General features: G+C 63.1%; 16 protein-coding genes and 2 pseudogenes. 13 read left to right on the top strand and 5 right to left on the bottom strand.

What is annotated here, in order from left to right; all coding sequences use genetic code 11:
* Nucleotides 1-105: 105 nt before the first annotated feature.
* Nucleotides 106-912: a siderophore-interacting protein gene (locus tag AB5Y70_RS06675; RefSeq protein WP_239053864.1), complete on the top strand. Its 807-nt coding sequence runs from the start codon at nt 106-108 to the stop codon at nt 910-912.
* Between the two features lie 251 nt (nt 913-1163).
* Entirely contained in the window at nt 1164-2270 is a 1107-nt protein-coding gene (locus AB5Y70_RS06670) for a 3-deoxy-7-phosphoheptulonate synthase (protein ID WP_010673635.1), read from the top strand.
* 470 nt (nt 2271-2740) lie between these two features.
* Here the strand turns inward: AB5Y70_RS06670 and AB5Y70_RS06665 are convergent, their stop codons facing one another.
* On the bottom strand, nt 2741-3148 hold the full coding sequence (locus AB5Y70_RS06665) for an H-NS family nucleoid-associated regulatory protein (protein ID WP_010673634.1): 408 nt from the start codon (nt 3146-3148) through the stop codon (nt 2741-2743).
* Nucleotides 3149-3497: 349 nt separating this feature from the next.
* Nucleotides 3498-4442 carry a DNA-binding transcriptional regulator DsdC gene (dsdC, locus tag AB5Y70_RS06660; RefSeq protein WP_010673633.1) on the bottom strand — a complete coding sequence of 315 codons (945 nt, stop codon included), beginning with the start codon at nt 4440-4442 and terminating at the stop codon, nt 3498-3500.
* A gap of 215 nt (nt 4443-4657) precedes the next feature.
* On the opposite strand from dsdC, the gene dsdA reads away from it, so the two are divergent.
* Complete coding sequence (dsdA, locus tag AB5Y70_RS06655) at nt 4658-5989, top strand: D-serine ammonia-lyase (RefSeq protein WP_010673632.1); 1332 nt, start codon at nt 4658-4660, stop codon at nt 5987-5989.
* A gap of 339 nt (nt 5990-6328) precedes the next feature.
* Nucleotides 6329-6505, top strand: coding sequence for a hypothetical protein (locus AB5Y70_RS06650; protein ID WP_010673631.1), 177 nt, complete (start codon nt 6329-6331; stop codon nt 6503-6505).
* A gap of 66 nt (nt 6506-6571) precedes the next feature.
* On the opposite strand, the gene icd is transcribed toward AB5Y70_RS06650, so the two are convergent.
* A complete protein-coding gene (gene icd, locus AB5Y70_RS06645) occupies nt 6572-7825 on the bottom strand; it encodes an NADP-dependent isocitrate dehydrogenase (protein WP_010673630.1) in 1254 nt (417 codons plus the stop codon).
* Between the two features lie 410 nt (nt 7826-8235).
* Here icd and AB5Y70_RS06640 point away from each other — a divergent pair, with 410 nt between their 5' ends.
* Nucleotides 8236-9327 (top strand): alpha/beta hydrolase, encoded by a 1092-nt coding sequence (locus tag AB5Y70_RS06640; RefSeq protein WP_010673629.1) that lies wholly within the window; start codon nt 8236-8238, stop codon nt 9325-9327.
* 84 nt (nt 9328-9411) lie between these two features.
* On the opposite strand, the gene AB5Y70_RS06635 is transcribed toward AB5Y70_RS06640, so the two are convergent.
* Nucleotides 9412-9561, bottom strand: coding sequence for a hypothetical protein (locus AB5Y70_RS06635; RefSeq protein WP_010673628.1), 150 nt, complete (start codon nt 9559-9561; stop codon nt 9412-9414).
* 557 nt (nt 9562-10118) lie between these two features.
* Here AB5Y70_RS06635 and AB5Y70_RS06630 point away from each other — a divergent pair.
* The 3 genes and pseudogenes from AB5Y70_RS06630 to AB5Y70_RS06620 form a co-directional block, all read left to right on the top strand.
* Entirely contained in the window at nt 10119-10412 is a 294-nt protein-coding gene (locus tag AB5Y70_RS06630) for a hypothetical protein (RefSeq protein ID WP_010673627.1), read from the top strand.
* A gap of 246 nt (nt 10413-10658) precedes the next feature.
* Nucleotides 10659-12779, top strand: a complete 2121-nt coding sequence (locus AB5Y70_RS06625) for a hypothetical protein (RefSeq protein ID WP_010673626.1) — start codon at nt 10659-10661, stop codon at nt 12777-12779.
* Between the two features lie 3 nt (nt 12780-12782).
* A pseudogene (locus tag AB5Y70_RS06620) lies at nt 12783-13307 on the top strand (DUF3142 domain-containing protein); the annotation flags it as partial.
* A gap of 507 nt (nt 13308-13814) precedes the next feature.
* On the opposite strand, the pseudogene AB5Y70_RS06615 reads toward AB5Y70_RS06620, so the two are convergent.
* Nucleotides 13815-14705, bottom strand: a pseudogene (locus tag AB5Y70_RS06615) (NADH:flavin oxidoreductase/NADH oxidase family protein); the annotation flags it as partial.
* 293 nt (nt 14706-14998) lie between these two features.
* Here AB5Y70_RS06615 and AB5Y70_RS06610 point away from each other — a divergent pair.
* The 5 genes from AB5Y70_RS06610 (at nt 14999) to mnmA (ending at nt 18749) form a co-directional block, all read left to right on the top strand.
* Nucleotides 14999-15490 (top strand): MerR family transcriptional regulator, encoded by a 492-nt coding sequence (locus AB5Y70_RS06610; protein ID WP_010673623.1) that lies wholly within the window; start codon nt 14999-15001, stop codon nt 15488-15490.
* 2 nt (nt 15491-15492) lie between these two features.
* Nucleotides 15493-15960 (top strand): GNAT family N-acetyltransferase, encoded by a 468-nt coding sequence (locus tag AB5Y70_RS06605; RefSeq protein ID WP_029314039.1) that lies wholly within the window; start codon nt 15493-15495, stop codon nt 15958-15960.
* Nucleotides 15961-16043: 83 nt separating this feature from the next.
* Nucleotides 16044-16952: a pseudouridine synthase gene (locus AB5Y70_RS06600; protein WP_010673621.1), complete on the top strand. Its 909-nt coding sequence runs from the start codon at nt 16044-16046 to the stop codon at nt 16950-16952.
* 64 nt (nt 16953-17016) lie between these two features.
* Entirely contained in the window at nt 17017-17484 is a 468-nt protein-coding gene (locus AB5Y70_RS06595; RefSeq protein WP_010673620.1) for an NUDIX hydrolase, read from the top strand.
* A gap of 158 nt (nt 17485-17642) precedes the next feature.
* Nucleotides 17643-18749, top strand: coding sequence for a tRNA 2-thiouridine(34) synthase MnmA (gene mnmA, locus AB5Y70_RS06590; RefSeq protein ID WP_010673619.1), 1107 nt, complete (start codon nt 17643-17645; stop codon nt 18747-18749).
* Nucleotides 18750-19095 lie beyond the last annotated feature (346 nt).

Here is a 19095-nt window from a genome sequence, read left to right as displayed (position 1 = left end):
GGACATCCCTAGGAGGTCAATCGCGACCCATTCTGCCCACAAACCAATTGATAATAGTTTTCATTTCCTCAAAAATGGGCGCCATCATCAGCCAGGAGTATGCCCATGTCTCAACCCGCCCCGGCCAATCGCCCCCGCCTGCTCACCGTCAAGCATGTTCAGGATGTGAGCCCGCACCTGCGCCGAATCTGCCTGACCAGCCCCGAGCTTGTGGACTACCCCTTCAGCTGTGGCGGTGCTCATGTCAAGATCATGCTGCCCAGACCGGATCAGCGCGAGATAGTGTTGCCCACCCCCACCGACAAGGGGCCTCGCTGGCTCGATCCCGCCCAGAAACCCGTCATTCGCACCTTCACCATACGCGCGTTTCGCCGAGAGGCGCTGGAGCTCGACATCGACTTCGCCCTGCACGGCGAGGCCGGCCCCGCCAGTCGTTTCGCCCTGCACGCCAAACCGGGTGACAAGCTCGCCATCTCGGGCCCGGGCGGTCCCGACCCCATGCTGCAAACGGCCGAGCACTATTACATGGCGGGGGATCTCACCGCCCTGCCCGCCATCAGCGCCATGGTGGAGGTGATGCCGGCCCATGCCCTCGGCCATATCGCCCTGCTGGTCCCCCATCAGGACGACGTGCAGGATCTGTCGCTGCCGGCCGGCGTCGACCTGCGCTGGTTCGTGGGCAATCCGGAGCAGGCCGCGACCTTGGTGGCGCATTTCACCGCCCAGCCTATGGTCGCCGAGGGGAGCTATTTCTGGTTTGGCGGGGAAGAGAGCTTGGTCGTGCCGCTGCGCCGCCACGTCAGACGCGCCCTGGATGCCGAGCGCCAGCGGGTCTACGCAGTCCCCTACTGGCGCAGCGGCAAGGATGAAGACGCCTACCATCAGGACAGGCACGCCGTGATGGACAGCTGATCCCCTCTTTATCTTGTGACTGGCGGGCTTCTTCCCTCGGGGAAGCGGCCTGCTTTTGCTGCGGTTCCCCCGCCATCGTTCTCTCTCCCCCCATCTTCGCCTGGCGATTTCATTGCACTTGCATTTGAGACAAACACCAAGATAATGACAATCATTCTCAACAACTGCGATGAGCCGTGAATCTGTCTGCTCCCAACAGGATGCCGCATACGGGTTCCCCATCGCACACATGCACAGCAAGGTAACTCCAGATGGCAGTTTTGAATTCGGTCATGCGCGCCTTCGCCATAGAGGCGCTACCCACCCCTGCCGAGCTGCTGGCGCAGCACCCCTGTCCGGCCGACATGGCCCGGCACATCGACAACCAGCGCCATCAGGCACGCCGGATCCTGGCAGGTGAAGACGATCGCCTGCTGGTCGTGATTGGCCCCTGCTCCATCCATGATCCCGTCGCGGCCCTGGACTATGCCGGACGGCTGGCACGACTCGCCACCGCCTATGAAGACAGCCTTCAGATAGTCATGCGCGCCTATTTTGAAAAGCCGCGCACCACGGTGGGCTGGAAGGGGCTGGTCTTCGATCCGCACCTGGACGGCAGCAACGACATCAATCGGGGATTGCATCTGGCACGCCAGGTGCTGCTCGACATCAATGGACTGGGGCTCGCCACCGCCACCGAATTCCTCGACACCACCAGCTTTCTCTATCTCGCCGATCTCGTCAGCTGGGGCGCCATCGGGGCACGCACCACGGAGTCTCAGGTCCACCGGCAATTGGCCTCCGCACTGCCCTGCCCCGTGGGATTCAAGAACGGTACGGACGGCAATATCCGGGTCGCCATCGATGCCATCCAGGCCAGTACCACCTCCCATCTCTTCACCGCCCCCGGCAGCCAGGGCGGCATGGTAGTGATCAAGAGCGAAGGCAATCCCGACGGCCATATCATTCTGCGTGGCGGCACCCTGCCCAACTACCACCAGAGCGATGTGGCGGAGGCAGCAGACCGCCTCACCCGCCAGGGACTCCCCCCTCGCCTGATGGTGGATTGCAGCCATGGCAACAGCCAGAAGCTGCACACGAACCAGCTGAAGGTCGCCAAAGAGCTCTGTCGCCAGCTGAGCGAAGGGAGCCAAGCCGTCGCTGCCGTCATGGTCGAGAGCTTCTTGCTGGGAGGAAACCAGAAACCGGCTCCTCTGGGTGAACTGCAATACGGTCTGTCAGTGACCGATGCCTGCCTCTGCTGGGAAGAGAGTGAACACCTGCTTGCCATGCTGGCAGAGGCGGTCCAGGCCCGTCGCCGCACCCGGAGAAAATACACACACGCCGTTCAGTCTGAACTCGGACAACCCGTCATCTAGCATTCGGTTTATTTGTTTGCCACCAATCCGTGTCTGCCTCATCCGCACATTGTCCGGCATCGTGCGGATATATCGCAGAAGAGCGGTGTCAAACAGACCATAAATAGAGGGGATAAATTAATAGGCGGTGGGCGTCATGCATCAGCATGAAAAAGAGACGGGCCGCTCAGGCATACAGATGAGGATCCACCGCCGCTATTTCATTCTGTCACAGCAGGTATCCATGATCGTTTCTCACAAGGGACGAAGAAACACGGGCTGTATGAGTCCTCAGTGCGTATAAGTGGCGAGGTGGCGTGGAAGATGATGCGCCACCTTTATTGGGCACATGATGGTTATGGCTATTCCAGACGAGGCTCTCCAATTAACCGGAGTAACCTGCGCAATTGGGTTTTACTGCGACATCCTCTGAACCCTGAAAATAATAATGCCGCCCTGCAGGCGGCATTATCGAGATCCGGATCCGGCGATCAGATCAGGAAATCGTTCAGATCCTTGCCCAGCGCAACTTGCTCGGCGATGGCCTTGGGCATACGACCCTGACCGGTCCAGGTCTTCTCCTGACCGTCTTCCTGGTACTTGTATTTCGCAGGACGGGGAGCACGCTTGCTCTTGGTGGTGCCCGCCGCAGCCGGAGCCGCCACGCTGCCGATCAGCTCACGGGGATCGATACCAGCCTGTTGCAGCATTTCGGTGAATTCATTCAGTTTGCGCTGACGCTCTTCCTGTTCGGCACGTTCCTGTTCAACGGACTCGGCACGCTCGTTATATACCAGGTCAAACTTTTCTTTCGCTTCTTGCAGTTGCTCAAACGGCAGTTCACGAATGGCAGCGCGCAAGCTGCGAATGTTCAGCAGAACCTTCAGAAACTCGTTCATTACTTCCTCACAGAATTATTTTTGTATGTCACAGGGATAACACGATTTGAGAATAGCATGCCCATTGGATAACAACATAATGTTTTTATACCATCCGGCAGCGCGCTGACACCATATGGACATTATTCACCGTGGTTAATTCCCTGCCTGATACTTATTGGGAATACCCTCACGGACTTTATTTTCTATTTTCCCCGGTTAATCTCTGGTTCACCTCATCCGTTGCACACGCTGTTATCTCTTACCCGCGTCGCTCTGCGCCAGGTCATTTAGCAGCAGTGTCGGCACTTATTGTACAAATAGTGCGCTCATGGCCATGACCTTCGCGGACAATAAACCAGGTCCCGTTTCAGGATGCCCCTTGCGCCTGATCCTGTATCCAGCGGATGAATGCCTGGATCTTGGGACACTGGCGATGAGGGAGGGTCGCCAGGTAATAACGCGGCTCGCAGCGCACCGCCATATCCGGGAAGGGCATCACCAGCGCTCCGCTCGCCAGCGCCTGGCTTGCCAGCTGCCTGCGCCCCATGGCGACACCGGCGTGGTGGGTGGCGGCAAGGATCGCCAGATCCGCTCGATCAAATCCCATGTGTGACGAGCAGGCCTCCAGGGAGAGATGCCAGTGGCTCCCCCAGGTGCGCCACTCGTCGCTGTCGGTGTCCAGGCCCCAGGCCTGCCTGTCATGGAGCAGGCGGCACTGCTGCAGATTCCCCACCTCCCCCATCAGACCGTGGTCGCTGGCGTATTGAGGGCTGCACACCGGCACCATGAATTCATCCATCAGGGGGTGAATGGCCAGGCCCGTCGGGGTTCTGGCGTCGAAGTTGAGGGTCAGATCGATGCCGTAGCCGTGCAGGTTTATATGCTCGTTGCCCGTCAGCAGGTTGAGCTCGATGTGAGGATGCAGGCGGGAAAAATCGGCGAGCCTTGGCACCAGCCAGCACTGGGCGATGGAAGGGCGCGAGTGCAGCGTCAGGGAGCCCGACAGCGCCTGCTCCCTGATCTCCAGCACCTTCTGATTGATGAACTCCAGGGAGGAGGTGAGCGCCCAGAAGATGCGCTGCCCCTCCGTGGTCAAGGCCACCTTGCGGTGAAAGCGCTGGAACAGCAAAAACCCGAGCGCCTCTTCCAGGGCCGAGATGCGGTGGCTCACCGCGCTTGGGCTCAAGGAAAGCTCGTCGGCGGCGAGCGCAAAGGAGCCGTGGCGGGCCGCTGCCTCGAAGGTGTGGAGCCTGGCGAGCTGATGGCTGCTGAGCAGCTTGCTCCTCACCCCCGGGTGCTCATCGCGTTGCATGGTTGGGCCTCCCTCTCTTTTATCTGGCAGATGATACCAGAAGGGCGAGGTTTGCATTCACCAGGAAGACCCAACTCACCCGTATGCGAAGACACAGCAGGGTAGATGACCATTTGCATCAACTGTGCTCATCCAAGCGACGCGTTTTATCATTTGTCACGGCAACGCTGGCGCCGTTCAATGGGATGATTCCGTCACCACCCCGAGAGGCTTTCATGACACACACCGACATTGCCGGGCTCATCGCCCGCTTCCCCCTGCTCGAACCGCTGATCGCCCTCACCCCTGTGACCTGGTTCAATCCGGGGGCCACCTCCCTAGCGGAAGGATTGCCCCATGTGGGGCTCACCCGGCACGATGTGGCCGCCGCCTCCGCCCGGCTCGCCCGCTTCGCCCCCTACCTGTGCGAGGCCTTCCCCGAAACCCGCGCCAGCCACGGCATCATCGAGTCCGGGATCGCCGCCATCCCGACCCTGCAGGGGACCCTCAATGGGCGCTATGGCGTCGAACTCACCGGCAGGTTGCTGCTCAAACAAGACAGCCACCTGCCCATCTCCGGCTCCATCAAGGCGCGCGGCGGCATCCACGAGGTGCTGGCCCATGCCGAACACCTGGCCATCCAGGCTGGGCTGCTGCGCGAGACGGATGACTATCGCACGCTGTTTTCGGACGAGTTCCGCCACTTCTTCGGCCAGTACAGCATCGCGGTGGGGTCGACCGGCAACCTCGGCCTCTCCATCGGCATCATGAGCGCCCGCCTCGGCTTTCGCGTCACCGTCCACATGTCCGCCGATGCGCGGGAGTGGAAGAAGCAAAAGTTGCGCGAACATGGCGCCATCGTAGTGGAATACGCCGACGATTACGGGGTGGCGGTGGAACAGGGACGCAAGGAGGCCGAACGCGATCCCAACTGTTTCTTCATCGATGACGAGCACTCCCGCACCCTGTTCCTCGGCTATGCGGTGGCGGGCGAGCGGGTGAAAAAGCAGTTCGACGAGATGGGCATCAGGGTGGACGCCGACCATCCGCTCTTCGTCTACCTGCCTTGCGGCGTCGGCGGTGGCCCGGGCGGGGTGGCCTTTGGTCTCAAGCTGGCGTTCGGGGACAACGTGCACTGCTTCTTCGCCGAGCCCACCCACTCCCCCTGCATGCTGCTCGGGGTCCACACCGGGTTGCACGATGCCATTGCGGTGCAAGACCTTGGCATCGACAACCTCACCGCCGCCGACGGCCTCGCGGTGGGACGCGCCTCCGGTTTTGTCGGCCGCGCCATGGAACGCCTGCTTGCGGGCTTCTACACCCTGAGCGATCAGGAGATGTACGACCTGCTGGGGCTCCTGGCCCGGGATGAAGAGATCCGGCTCGAGCCCTCGGCACTGGCGGGCATGGCAGGCCCCTGGCGAGTGGCCGCCAACCTTGAGTGGCAGAGTGGGCAGGGACTGGATGCAGCCAAGATGGCCGGGGCCACCCACCTGGTGTGGGCCACCGGCGGCGGCATGGTGCCCGCCGAGGAGATGGAAAAATACCTGGCCTGCGCCCGGATCTGATCTTTTTTTCGCCCCCGTGACCCGCCGACCTGGCGGGTTTTTCTGCTGCGAGATCAGCAAGATGGCACCTCAGCCCTCGCCCCCATGACACAGACGGCCAGACTGCTGGACAGCCTGATTTGTTATCCAGCCCCACCGACTGGTTATTTTGTGATACGATAGAGACCGTTTTTTGACATCTGCGCCCCGTTGTCCCCTTTTTCCGGTGAGATAACCACCGGATCCGGCGACCAACACCTGCCGGGCGCAGCACAACATGTGCCCAGTTCGAATCGCTCCTGCGCGACCTTGACGCCAGGAGCACTCCCCTCTGGGCACCTTAGATAAGGAGATCGGGCGATGAAACAATATCAAAGCTGGTTGGGACAATATCTGATGAGCCGCCGTGACGGAGACCACGCCATGGCATCCGAGCTCGCCAGCTCCATCTGCGAATTCTGGCAGGCCCGTGGAGATGAGGCCGAGACCAGCAAATGGCAGCAGATCTACGAGCAGCACGTGGAAAAAACCACCTGACGACCTGCTCTCCTCCATAAAAAAACCGGCGCTCATGGCGCCGGTTTTGCATTTCAACGACCCGGATCACATCTGGTCGATCATGTCCTGGGCGAACTGGGAGCAGGAACGCAGGGTGGCCCCTTCCATCAGACGCTCGAAGTCATAGGTGACGGTCTTGTTGGCGATGGCCGCTTCCATCCCCTTGACGATGAGGTCAGCCGCCTCGGTCCAGCCCAGGTGGCGCAGCATCATCTCGGCAGAGAGGATGAGGGAGCCCGGGTTGACCTTGTCCTGGCCAGCGTATTTCGGCGCGGTGCCGTGGGTGGCTTCGAACAGGGCAACGCCGTCGCCGATGTTGGCGCCCGGCGCGATGCCGATGCCGCCGACCTGGGCCGCCAGCGCGTCAGAGATGTAGTCGCCGTTGAGGTTCATACAGGCAATGACGTCATACTCGGCCGGGCGCAGCAGGATCTGTTGCAGGAAGGCATCGGCGATGACGTCCTTGACCACGATGGTCTTGCCGGTTTTCGGGTTCTTGAAGGAGCACCAGGGGCCGCCGTCGATGAGCTGGGCATCGTACTCTTTCTGGGCCAGGGCATAGCCCCAATCCTTGAAGGCACCTTCGGTGAACTTCATGATGTTGCCCTTGTGCACCAGGGTCACGGAGTCGCGATCGTTGTCGATGGCGTACTCGATGGCGGCACGGACCAGACGCTCGGTACCGGCCTTGGACATGGGCTTGATGCCGATGCCGCAGGACTCGGGGAAGCGAATTTTCTTCACGCCCATCTCGTTTTGCAGGAAAGCGATCACCTTCTTGGCTTCATCGCTGTCTGCCTTCCACTCGATGCCGGCGTAGATGTCTTCGGCGTTCTCGCGGAAGATCACCATGTCGGTCAGCTCGGGGTGCTTGACCGGGCTCGGGGTCCCTTCGTAGTAACGGACCGGGCGCAGGCAGACGTAGAGATCCAGCTCCTGGCGCAGGGCCACGTTGAGGGAGCGAATACCGCCGCCGACCGGGGTGGTCAGCGGGCCCTTGATGGCCACGCAGTATTCACGAATGAAATCCAGGGTTTCGGCCGGCAGCCAGGCACCTTCGCCATAGACATGAGTCGACTTCTCGCCGGTATAGATCTCCATCCAGGCGATCTTGCGCTCGCCTTTGTAGGCTTTCTCGACCGCAGCATTCACCACATTCAACATGGCCGGGGTCACGTCCACACCGATACCATCCCCTTCGATAAACGGAATGATGGGATTGTGGGGAACCTGCAGCTTGCCGCTGGCATCGACTGTGATTTTCTGGCCCTGGGTCGGGATAACTACTTTGCTTTCCATCGGCATCTCCTAACTTCCGTTTGTTATCAATCTGATCGTTGCGCGCGGCCATCTTAAGCCCATCCATTTGCATAATCAAATAGCGGGCGTGCATGTCAGACCATAGTCGGGGAGTGGATCACAGTGCGCCTGAGGATCCCCTCCTCCCTCGCCGCCCTCAGGTCCTGACGAGGCGCAGGCCCCGTCCATCCGGGCCTCTTCCTCTCTTGATGACAGCCTCTCCCTGCCCTCGCCGCCCCGAAGGCGCCACTCCCCCAAATCCCGTTCGCCTTTACATCGTCGTAACCCCTTTGGCGAGGCAAGGCGCGCCGGGGGACAGGCTGCCGGATCCGGACTAGGCTCTTTGCCAGTGATCGGGGCGCCCGGGGCGTGGCCGATCATGAAGAGAGCACGACAACAAGGAGAACACCATGTTTATCGTCACCAACCGGATGGTCAACGAGCAGGGCAAGACCCCCAGCGAGATCTTTGGCGAAAAACCCGCAGAGGGCCCCAACGAACTGCGCCTCGCCGAGGCCCGGCGTCAGGGCAAGCAGTGGCAGCTGGACCTGCTGCCGGATCAGATCACCGCCGAGATGGCCGCCAGCGTCGGCCTTGACCCCGACCTCCCCCACCCGGCCAGCGCCTATGTGGCGCGCAAGCTGCTGGAGCGCTGCGCCGGGACCGGCAGCACGGCCAAGCAGAAGCTCAAGACCGGCAAACACCTGCTGCTGTTCGTACACGGCTTCAACAACGATCTTGACGATGTGCTGGAGCGGGCCGCGGGGCTCGAGGCCCGGTACGGCGTCGAGGTGCTCTGCTTCAGCTGGCCCGCCAATGGCGGCGGCGCCCGGGGCGTGCTGAGCTACAAGAGCGACAAGCGCGATGCCCTGGCCTCGGCCGGTGCCCTTGACCGGGTGCTGGAGAAGATGAAGGGGCTGATCGACGAGTTCAACGGCCAGTATGTGACGCAACTGGAAGAGAAAGCCCAGAAGAAGTTCGCCGACAACGGCGAGGCCTGGGATCGCTACTTTGCCAAGGAGGTGAACAAGCGCTGCCCCTTCACCATCAACCTGCTGCTGCACAGCATGGGCAACTACCTGTTCAAGCACCTGCTGGGCAGCACCACCTACCACGCCAACCAGCTGCTGTTCGACAACATCATCATGGCCGCCGCCGACACCAACAACGAGCTTCACGCCCAGTGGGTCGATCGCATCCAGTGTCGCAACCGCCTCTACATCACCATCAATGAGCGCGATGGTGCCCTGATGGCATCGCGCATGAAGATGGGGGAGCAGCAAAAGGCGAGGCTCGGCCACTACACCCGGCGACTGGATGCCAGAACGGCCACCTACGTGGACGTGACCAATCAGCCCCATGTGGGGGACTCTCACGCCTACTTCGAAGGGGATGCCCTCGCCAACGAGAAGGTGCTGCGCTTCTTCCACACCGTCTTCAACGGCGGCACCGGCGAGCGCACGGAGCTGTTCGATGCGGCCCAGAACCTCTATCGCCTCTAGCCACTGCGCAAAAAAACCACCGCCCCGAACAGGGCGGTGGTTTTTCATTATGCGCTCACTCGGTGGCCACAAGGCCGCCAGGGGCTAGTGTTCTGCCGCTTCCGGCTGGGGCGCTTCGCTGCGCTCCCGTTGCAGTTCATCGACCCTGGCCTGCCATCTGTCCTGGGCCTGTTTTTGCCCCTGGGACTCGAATTCCTGGCGCATGGTGTCGATTTTTTGGTCAAGTTTTTCCATCAGGATGTCTCCTTACATCTCGGGTTACACACTGGCTGACGGCACTGTTTGGCCAACCTGCTCACCCGATTGGACACCAGGTTTTCCCCAATTGTCCAACAAAATAAACGATTGATTATGCAAAAACCAATCTAGAAAATGGGTTAAAGCTCCTTATGAAACCCCATCACCCACCCTGAAAACGCCTGATAAAAACACTATTTTTACCATTGATATCAATATCTTGATATTTATCACTCGCTCAATGACGCCCTTGAGATCGGCATGACGAATGTATGCACATTTTTTTTCACAAAAACGCCCCGCTCTCCGGATTCTGCGACCGGAAGGCCCCCTTTTCCATCCAAAAATACGATGGGTTATGACACAACCCATCTCTTTAATGGATAGATAATCCCCAATCCCGGCCCTGCGGCTTGCCAACCCGACCATCAGCAGGTTCGCTTGTTACCCATCCGGGCATATCCCGCCCCACTCCCGCCCCGATAAAATGAAGCCGCACCACGCCTGCTGAGCGGGTTGTTGCCGCCCTCATCCCCTCTCGTCGGAGTCATGACATGGATCTCTTCTGGTGGTTTGCCCTGCCCGTCGCCGCAGGCACCTTCTATGGGTGCTATTTCTGGAACCAGCGCCATGCCCAGCCCGACTGGCTGCGCCTGCCCACCCGCGCCGACTACCTGCACCAGCATCCCGAATGCGCCATCGACCATGAACTGGGGGCGCGCTGCTGCGCCTGCGGCTCCGACAAGGTGCTGGGCCACCCCCAGACCGGCTGGCCTGATCATCGCTTTCGCCACACCTGCCTCGCCTGCGGCAAGGCGCTCTTTCGCACCGAAGAGCCCCCTGTATAAGCATCCACATTCGCCCTTTTTGTATGGCGATGTATGGCGATGGCAGATGCTGACACCCGCGAAGCAGCAAAGAGCACGCGCTCGGGACAGGGAGATGGCGCAGGCGTCCTGACAGGGAGAGCGCCGACCAGGTCATAATGGGTTGTCGTTTGTGACCCTCTTTCGTACTATTGCCCGCCACTGCAAACCCCCTTTTCCGGCCCGGGCGTCACGCACGGCGCGGGCCCACAAACGGATAGCGATCCCATGACATCTCTGACCCACTGCTCGGTGCTGGCGATGACGCTGGTTGCACTGCCCGCTCTCGCCTCCGGCGACGGTGACGGGTGCGGCTTCTGGCTCACCGACTGCCCTCTCCCCACCTATCCGCTCTATCTCAACGAGAACGACACCCGGGGCAACCTGCTGATGCTGCTGGGGGATGCCCAGCATCACCCCCTCCCCTTCACCCTGCCGGCGGATCCGCTGAACGAACGCAGCCAGCCGCTGTTCTACCTCACCCGCCTCCCCCAGCCGGAGGAGGTGGAGGACCCGGCGCTGCGCGAGCAGCTCGGCAGCCGGCTGGCCGCCTACGACCCGTCCCTCCCCCCGCTGCTCGAGCACTACGCGGGCCACGACTCCCTCTACGGCCACGCCATCTCCAACTCCCTCTCCTCGGTCAGCGCGTTTCTGGACGCCCTCGAGCAGAGCGAGGTGCCCGCCCCGGAGCGCACGTCGCTGCTGCGAAGCCGTCTGCTGATCCTGGGGCAGCAGGAGAGCCCCGCCCCCGCGACCGAAATGAGCAGTGCTGCCCTGGAGTGGCAGGGGTATCTGCAGGCCGCCCGACACTTCTACGAGAGCCGCTTCGAGGAGGCCCGCGCAGGCTTTGCCGCCTTGCAGCAGGCCAAGGCCCCCTGGGTGGCCGAAAGCGCGACCTACATGGTGATGCGCACGGAGATCAACCTCGCGATGAAGGAGGCGAAGGACGAATACGGCGATCAGGACGTGACCAGGAGCGACAAGGAGGCCCTTCGCCGCGCCATGGCCCAGGGTCAGGCCTATCTGGCGGCCTACCCGCAAGGGCGCTACGCCAGCTCGACCAGAGGACTGTTCAGACGCATCCAGTGGATGTCCGGTGATCTCGGCGCCCTGCGGGATGCCTATGACGAGGCCATGGCAACCCGCCAGCCCTTGCCGGCGCTGGAGGCCCTGGTCAACGAGATCGATCTCACCCTGCTCAGTGGCGATGCCTATCGCCATCAGGCGGCCTATCAGGACTCGGCCCAGCCGGCGCTGCTGTTCGTCAATGCCCTGCGGGGTCTCAGACCGACCTATGAGCGGCCGCGGGACTGGCAAGATGCCCAGCTGGACGACGCCATCACGCAACTGCAAAAAACCGGTCACCAGGCGCAGGCGGCCTATCTCAAGGCCTACGCCCTCTTTTTGGACAAGCAGTTCGAGCAGGTGCTGGCCCTGCCCTCCCCGGGGCAGGAGGACGCCACCCTGGCATTCAGCCACCAGATGCTGCGCATCTGGGCCTGGCAGGGCATGAAGGCCTTCGACAAGGCCGAGCAGGCCCTGATGGCACTGGTGGCCTCCCCCCTGGGTCAGGCCCAGCAGGCGTTCGTGGAGAACGTGCTGGCGGATCACTGGGTGCGCACCGGCAACACGGCGGCCATCTTCCAGCCGGGCAGCCCCATCACCCAGCTGCGCATCCGAGCGGCCGTGCTCAAGCAGGAGGCCGACCCCGCTCTGTTGCGCCAGCAAGCCAGTCAGGGCCCGAGCGCGGCGGAGCGGCAGATTGCGCTCCATACCCTGCTGGTGCGGGATCTCATCGCCAGCGACCCGGCCACCTTCTTGCAGGATGTGGCCCTCATCCCCGCCGATTACAAGGAGGCGACCCCTCCCGCCGACGCGCCCTGGGAACCCGTGCCCAACGGGGATGTGCGCCTCTCGGCGTTCCAGTGGCGCGGAGAGGGGACGCCCCAGGGCTACCACTGCCGGGATCTGACCCAGACCCTTGGCACCCTGGTGCAGCGCCCCGACGATGGTCATGCCCTCAACTGCTTCGGGGAGTATCTGCGCAGCCGGGATCCCCATATCGACCTGTGGCAGGATCGCGAGATGATCTGGGGGCTGGCGCAAGACGAGCGCCCCACGTTCCCGAGTCGCCTCGCCCTCTATCAGGCCGTGATGACCAACCCCAAGGCAGAGCCCGAAGACAAGAGCTATGCCCTCTATCGCGCCATCCAGTGCTATGCCCCCTCCGGCTACAACAGCTGTGACAGCCAGGAGATCCCCAAACGCACCCGGCAGGCCTGGTTCAACACCCTCAAGCAACGCTATGGCAACTCGGTGTGGGCCAGATCCCTCAAATACTACTGGTGAGCCATGAACAGACGCTCTGAACGCGCCCTGCTGGCGCTGCTGCTGACGGCCCTGGCCACCCCCCTTGAGGCCAGTGTCGATGCCAGCGCCTATGACGCCTTCTGGCTCTGGTCCGCCACCCGCCACCAGCCGGTACTGGAACAGGCCAGCACCCTCTATCTGCATCAGGGGGAGATCCTGGACAGGCCCGGCGGCCCCCGCTTCGTCAAGCTGGGGCGGGTTCCCTCCCCTCTCAAGGCCGGGCAGGTCTGGCTGGTGGTGCGTGTCAACGCCCTCCCCCTCTCCCCCGCCCACGAGCAGGTGCTGGTGCGCCTCTACGAGGGGTGGCGCGCGGCCGGGGCCAGGGTGGCGGGCATCCAGATCGACTTCGATGCGGCGACCCGCCAGCTCGATCGCTATGGCAACGCCCTGCAACAACTGCGGCGCGTCCTGCCTCCCGAGTGCAAGCTCAGCGTGACGGGGCTGCTCGACTGGGCGAAAACGGGGGACGTGGCAGAGCTCAATCGCCTGCCCGTGGACGAGCTGGTGATCCAGACCTATCAGGGCACGCGCACGGTGCCGGGCTATCAGGCCTATCTGCCCGCCATGGCACACCTGACCATCCCGTTCAAGGTAGGGCTGGTGCAGGATGGGGAGTGGGATCCCGCCTGGCAGACAACACTTGCCGCCTCCCCCCACTACCGGGGCGAGGTGGTCTTCCTGCTCAACCGTCCGGCGCCGATCCCGGGGACCAGCAGGGCGATATCCTCCTTCACACCCCTGCCCCTTGATCCAGCGCCGATAGCGGGCATTGCCACGCAGGGTCTGCCACTGCTGGCAGGCCAGCGCCAGGGCGGGTGCGACCTTGGGGCGGCTCGGCTGGCCACGCCCGAGGCGCCGCAGCTGGTATTTCACCATCGCCATGTAGCCCACCGAGGCCAACACCTTGTTGCGCCAGGGGATGGGGCGCAGCTCGGCGCTGGCCGCCTGCTCCCGGTGCCATCTGGCGGGCAGATCCGGTGCTATGGCCAGCGCGGTGGCCATACCGACGACCGCCACTCCGCTGCCAAGCACCTGCTCCACCACCGGATAGCGGCGAATTCCCCCGGTCACCATCACGGGCATATGGGCAACAGAGACGATCTCCCGAGCGAACTCCAGAAAATAGGCCTCCCGCGCCAGGGTACGGCCATCCCGGGCCTGGCCGTGCATGGCGGGCGCCTCGTAACTGCCGCCGGAGAGCTCCACCAGATCCACCCCGAGCGGGTTGAGCATCTCCACCACCGCCCTGGCATCCTCGGTGCTGAAGCCGCCACGCTGAAAGTCGGCGGAGTTGAGCTTGACCGACAGTGAGAAGCACTCCCCCACCTGCTCACGTATCCCCTGCACTATCTCCAGCAGCAGGCGGGCACGATTCTCAAGGCTGCCGCCCCAACGATCGCGACGCTGATTGGTAAGCGGCGAGAGGAACTGGCTCAACAGATAGCCGTGGGCGGCGTGGATCTGCACCCCGTCAAAGCCCAGATCCTGTGCCAGCCGCGCCGTGTGGATAAAGCGCGCCTTCACCTCGGCAATATCGCGCTCGCTCATGGCCCTGGGCGGGGCGAACTGCCTGGAGAAACTGCCGAGCGCCATGGGCACGGCGGAAGGGGCCAGGGTGGGCTGCCCCAGCGCCGCCGGCATCTGGCGACCGGGGTGGTTGATCTGCATCCAGATCTGGCCCCCGCCGCTTTTGGCCGCCGCAGCCCAGGCCCTGAAACGCTCGCCTATCTGTGGGGATAGCGCCGGGGAATCGAGCACCACGCCCCCAGGCCCCGTCATGGCGCGCCCGTCCACCATCACATTGCCAGTGATGATAAGGCCGGCGCCCCCCACTGCCCAGGTGCGATAGAGCTGGATCAGCGCCTCCGAAGGGGCATGGTCACGGTCGGCCATGTTCTCTTCCATGGCGGCCTTGGCGAGGCGGTTGATAAGCTGGCTGCCACTCGGCAGGGTCAGGGGAGTAAAGGGGTTCATGGCAATCTCCTCGGTAGTGAGGGCCCCACCATAAGTTTGAAGCCGACTTGAAGGTCAAGCCCCTTTGTCGGGATGCCGCTGCGATGGGGGAAATACTATCCAGCCGCACCGCCCTTGCTCAGGGCCGTTGACATTCAAGCGGACTTTAACCCTAGAATTCCCCAGACCCCGCCCCCTCAGTCATTGACATGGCGGGCCCATCAACCCGCAGCCCGGGAGGCAAGATGAAGATCGGTGAACTGGCCAGACAGACCGGCATGGCGGCCTCGGCCATCCGCTTCTATGAAGCCAGGGGCCTGCTCAGCCGGGTGCGGCGGGGTGCCAACGGCTATCGCGACTACCCGCCCGAAACGGCGCAGTTGCTGGCCATCATCGGCCAGGCCCAGCAGGCGGGCTTCTCCCTCGACGAGATCAAGCAGCTGGTACCCGCCGACATCAGCTCCTGGCAGCACGCCCCGCTGCTGGCGGCGCTCAAGGCCAAGGTGAGCGATATCGAGGCGCTGGAGGCAAGGCTTGCCCACAGCAAGCAGCAGTTGCAGGCCCTGATCCAGCTGGTTGAAGCCAAACCGGGCGAGATGCCGTGCGAGGAGAACGCCGCCCGGGTGCTGGCCAGCATGGGCATTGCCTCCCCCGAGGGCGCCGCCAAGGCCACCACATCGGTCAAGCCCGCCATCGTTTCGCGCGGCGCTCACCGTCACAAACAGGGAGAGAGATAAGGATGACGTTTGTCGAGATGGACCCCGCTCACCTGCCGCTTGCCCTGCTGCTGGAGGCCGATCCCGCCGCGTCGCGCATCGCCGCCTACCTGCCCGGGGCCTGGGGCTTTGCCGCCCTGGCGGACAACGAGGTCGTGGGGGCCTGCGTGGCGGGCCTGGTGGGGGAGCAAACCGCCGAGATCTTCAACATCGCCGTTGCCCCCAACCGCCAGCAGCAGGGCATCGGCTCCGGCCTGCTGCGCTTCGTGCTGGAGAACCTGACCGGGAAGGGGATAGGCCGCGTCGAACTCGGTACCGGCAGCTTCGGCCACCAGCTCACCTATTACCAGCGCCACGGCTTTCGCGTCCATGCCGTCGTGAAGGATCACTTCCTCATCCACTATCCCGAGCCCCTGATGGAGCACGGCATCCAGCACAAGGACATGCTGCGCCTCTCCCTTGCACTGGCGCCGGACACCGCCTCCCCCTGACCCGAGAGGGTGAGCCCCGCTCTCCCCCTGATGGCCGCCCCCTGTGGTACACTCCGCCATCCCCTGTTTTTGGTAGGCATGCGATGAAATCAGCCCGTCCCCGTCTCTCCCTCTCCGCCCGCCCTGACGCAGGCCGCACGGCCAGCGGGCCTACCACTGTGCCCCCATCCCAACGCCGGGAGGCCCGGCACCCAGGGAGGGTCAATGAGCGCAAACCGGCCCCCGCCCCGGCGGATCGCAAGCTGCTGCTCCTGAACAAGCCCTATATGGTGCTCTGCCAGTTCACCGACGAGGCGGGCCGCGAGACCCTCAAGGATTACATCAAAGAGCCCGGCATCTATGCCGCGGGCAGGCTGGATCGAGACAGCGAAGGGCTCTTGCTGCTCACCAACGACGGCAAGTTGCAGGCACGCCTCACACAGCCGGGAGAGAAGACCCCCAAGACCTACTGGGTGCAGGTGGAAGGCATCCCGATCGAGGAGAAACTGGCCGCCCTGCGCGCCGGTGTGGAACTCAACGACGGCATGACCCTGCCCGCCGGGGCGCGCATCATGGATGACCCTGCGGTGTGGCCACGCAACCCGCCCATACGCGAGCGCAAAGAGATCCCCACCTGCTGGCTGGAGATAACAATCGTGGAGGGGCGCAACCGCCAGGTGCGGCGCATGACCGCCCACATCGGTCACCCCACCTTGCGCCTCATCCGCTACGCCATCGGGGAGTGGACCCTCGATGGGCTGGCGCCGGGAGAGAGCCGCGCCCTGCCCGCCCCCGATCTGGCCCCCGCGCCACGACCAGCCGCCACGCAAGGCAAAGCACGGGCATCCGCCGCAGCGGGGGGCACTGGCCGCCGCGCCCCCCGCACCGCCCGGCCAACAGATCAGGATCCACCCCAGGGGCGGGAGCGCCGCGGGGCAGACCCGCGCCCCGGCAATCGCAGCGGCGGGCGCACCACCGCCCGCCGTCCGGCTCGCCCCAAGCCCTCTGAATGAAGGCGACAACGGATCTGCATCGAGCGCCCCTGCCGGGGCACAGCCAACAAGACAAGGAGTCCTTATGAGCGATCACCCACCGCTGCCCACCCGCCTCACCGTGGCCGCCCTGGTGCACTGGCAAGGGCGTTTCTTGCTGGTGGAAGAGGAGATTGCGGGCAAGCGCCGCTTCAACCAGCCCGCCGGCCACGTGGAGCCGGGAGAAGACCTCATCCAGGCGGCCTGCCGCGAGCTGAAAGAGGAGACGGGGCTGACCGCCGCCCCCACCGGCTGGCTCGGGGTCTACCTCTTCAAACCGGCGGACAGCGAGGCCACCTTTGTGCGCACCGCCGTCATCTTCGACCTTGAAAAGTCGCCCGGTCAGCACCATCCAGAGGATCCCGACGGTGACGTACTGGCCTGTCACTGGCTCAGCCTGGAGGAGATTGCCGAGTGCAAGCCCGCCCTGCGAAGCCCCCTGGTGTGGCAGTGTATCCAGGACTATCTGGCCGGCACCAGGCTGCCGCTGTCGGCCCTCAAGGCCTTTATCTAAGCGCCATTGGACGCTCTTTTTGACGCTATGGGGCCGAGACAAGAAAAACGATTTCCCGCCACCGGGCTTCCAAGGGGAACGGCGGCAGGGAGATGTGACCGGGGGCGCAAAACTCTGGTAGAATACGCCCCGTTTAAACGAACTGGTAACTTCGACTAATGACAGACAACAGCCAAATCAAGGTGATCGTCGGCATGTCCGGCGGCGTGGATTCTTCCGTCTCGGCCTACCTGCTCCAGCAGCAGGGCTATCAGGTCGAAGGCTTGTTCATGAAGAACTGGGAAGAAGACGACACGGACGAGTACTGCTCTGCCGCCCAGGATTTGGCTGATGCCAAGGCCGTCTGCGACAAGCTGGGGATGAAACTCCACACCATCAACTTCGCCGCCGAATACTGGGACAACGTCTTCGAGCACTTCCTGGAAGAGTACAAGGCGGGTCGCACCCCGAACCCGGACATCCTGTGCAACAAGGAGATCAAGTTCAAGGCGTTCCTGGAATTCGCCGCCGAAGAGCTGGGGGCCACCTACATCGCCACCGGCCACTATGTGCGCCGTGACGACAGCACCGGCCGCCCTCGCCTGCTGCGCGGCCTCGATACCAACAAGGATCAGAGCTACTTCCTCTATACCCTGAGCGAAGCCCAGGTGGGTCAGAGCCTGTTCCCGGTCGGGGATCTGGAAAAACCCGAGGTGCGCCGCATCGCCGAGCAGCTGGATCTCATCACCGCCAAGAAGAAAGACTCCACCGGCATCTGCTTCATCGGTGAGCGCAAGTTCAAGGACTTCCTGGCCAAGTTCCTGCCCGCCCAGCCCGGTCCCATCGAAACCGTAGACGGCAAGATCATCGGCGAGCATCAGGGGCTGATGTACCACACCCTGGGCCAGCGCAAGGGGCTTGGCATCGGCGGTCGCAAAGATGCCACCGAAGAGGCCTGGTACGTGGTGGACAAAGAGGTGGAGCGCAACACGCTCGTGGTGGCACAAGGGGAACACCCCCGTCTCTACTCCGACGGCCTGGTCGCGAGCCAGCTGCACTGGGTGGATCGCACCCCCATTCGCGCGCCGCGCCGCTGCACCGTCAAGACCCGTTATCGTCAGGAAGACATCCCCTGCCTGATCCAGCCCATCGACGATGAGACCATCCGGGTCATCTTCGACGAGAAACAGGCTGCGGTGACCCCGGGCCAGTCCGCCGTCTTCTACGACGGGGAAGTGTGTCTGGGCGGCGGCATCATCGAACAACGTTTCAGCCATCCGGTCTAAGGGCTGGGCGCTCACGAGCGTCCGCGCTGTACTCCCTTCTCCCCTCGCGGGAGAAGGGTTGGGGATGAGGGGGTAACCACCCTCACCCTGACCCTCTCCCTGAGGGAAAGGGGACAAAGAAAAACAGTACCAGGCAGCGATACATGATTGGCAACGTCCAGGCCGGATCATGGCATCGGCCGGTGAAAGAACAGAACAGGGCCGTGAAGACATGGCCGACACATTCCAGGCCGGATCATGGCATCGGCCGGTGAAAGAACAGAACAGGGCTGTGAAGACATGGCCGACACATTCCAGGCCGGATAATGGCATCGGCCGGTGAAAGAACAGAACAGGGCTGTGAAGA

The sequence above is a fragment of the Aeromonas sp. s1(2024) genome, from assembly GCF_040908005.1.
In the GTDB taxonomy this organism is placed as follows: Bacteria; Pseudomonadota; Gammaproteobacteria; order Enterobacterales; family Aeromonadaceae; genus Aeromonas; species Aeromonas caviae.
This window is presented reverse-complemented; position numbering and strand designations above follow the sequence as displayed.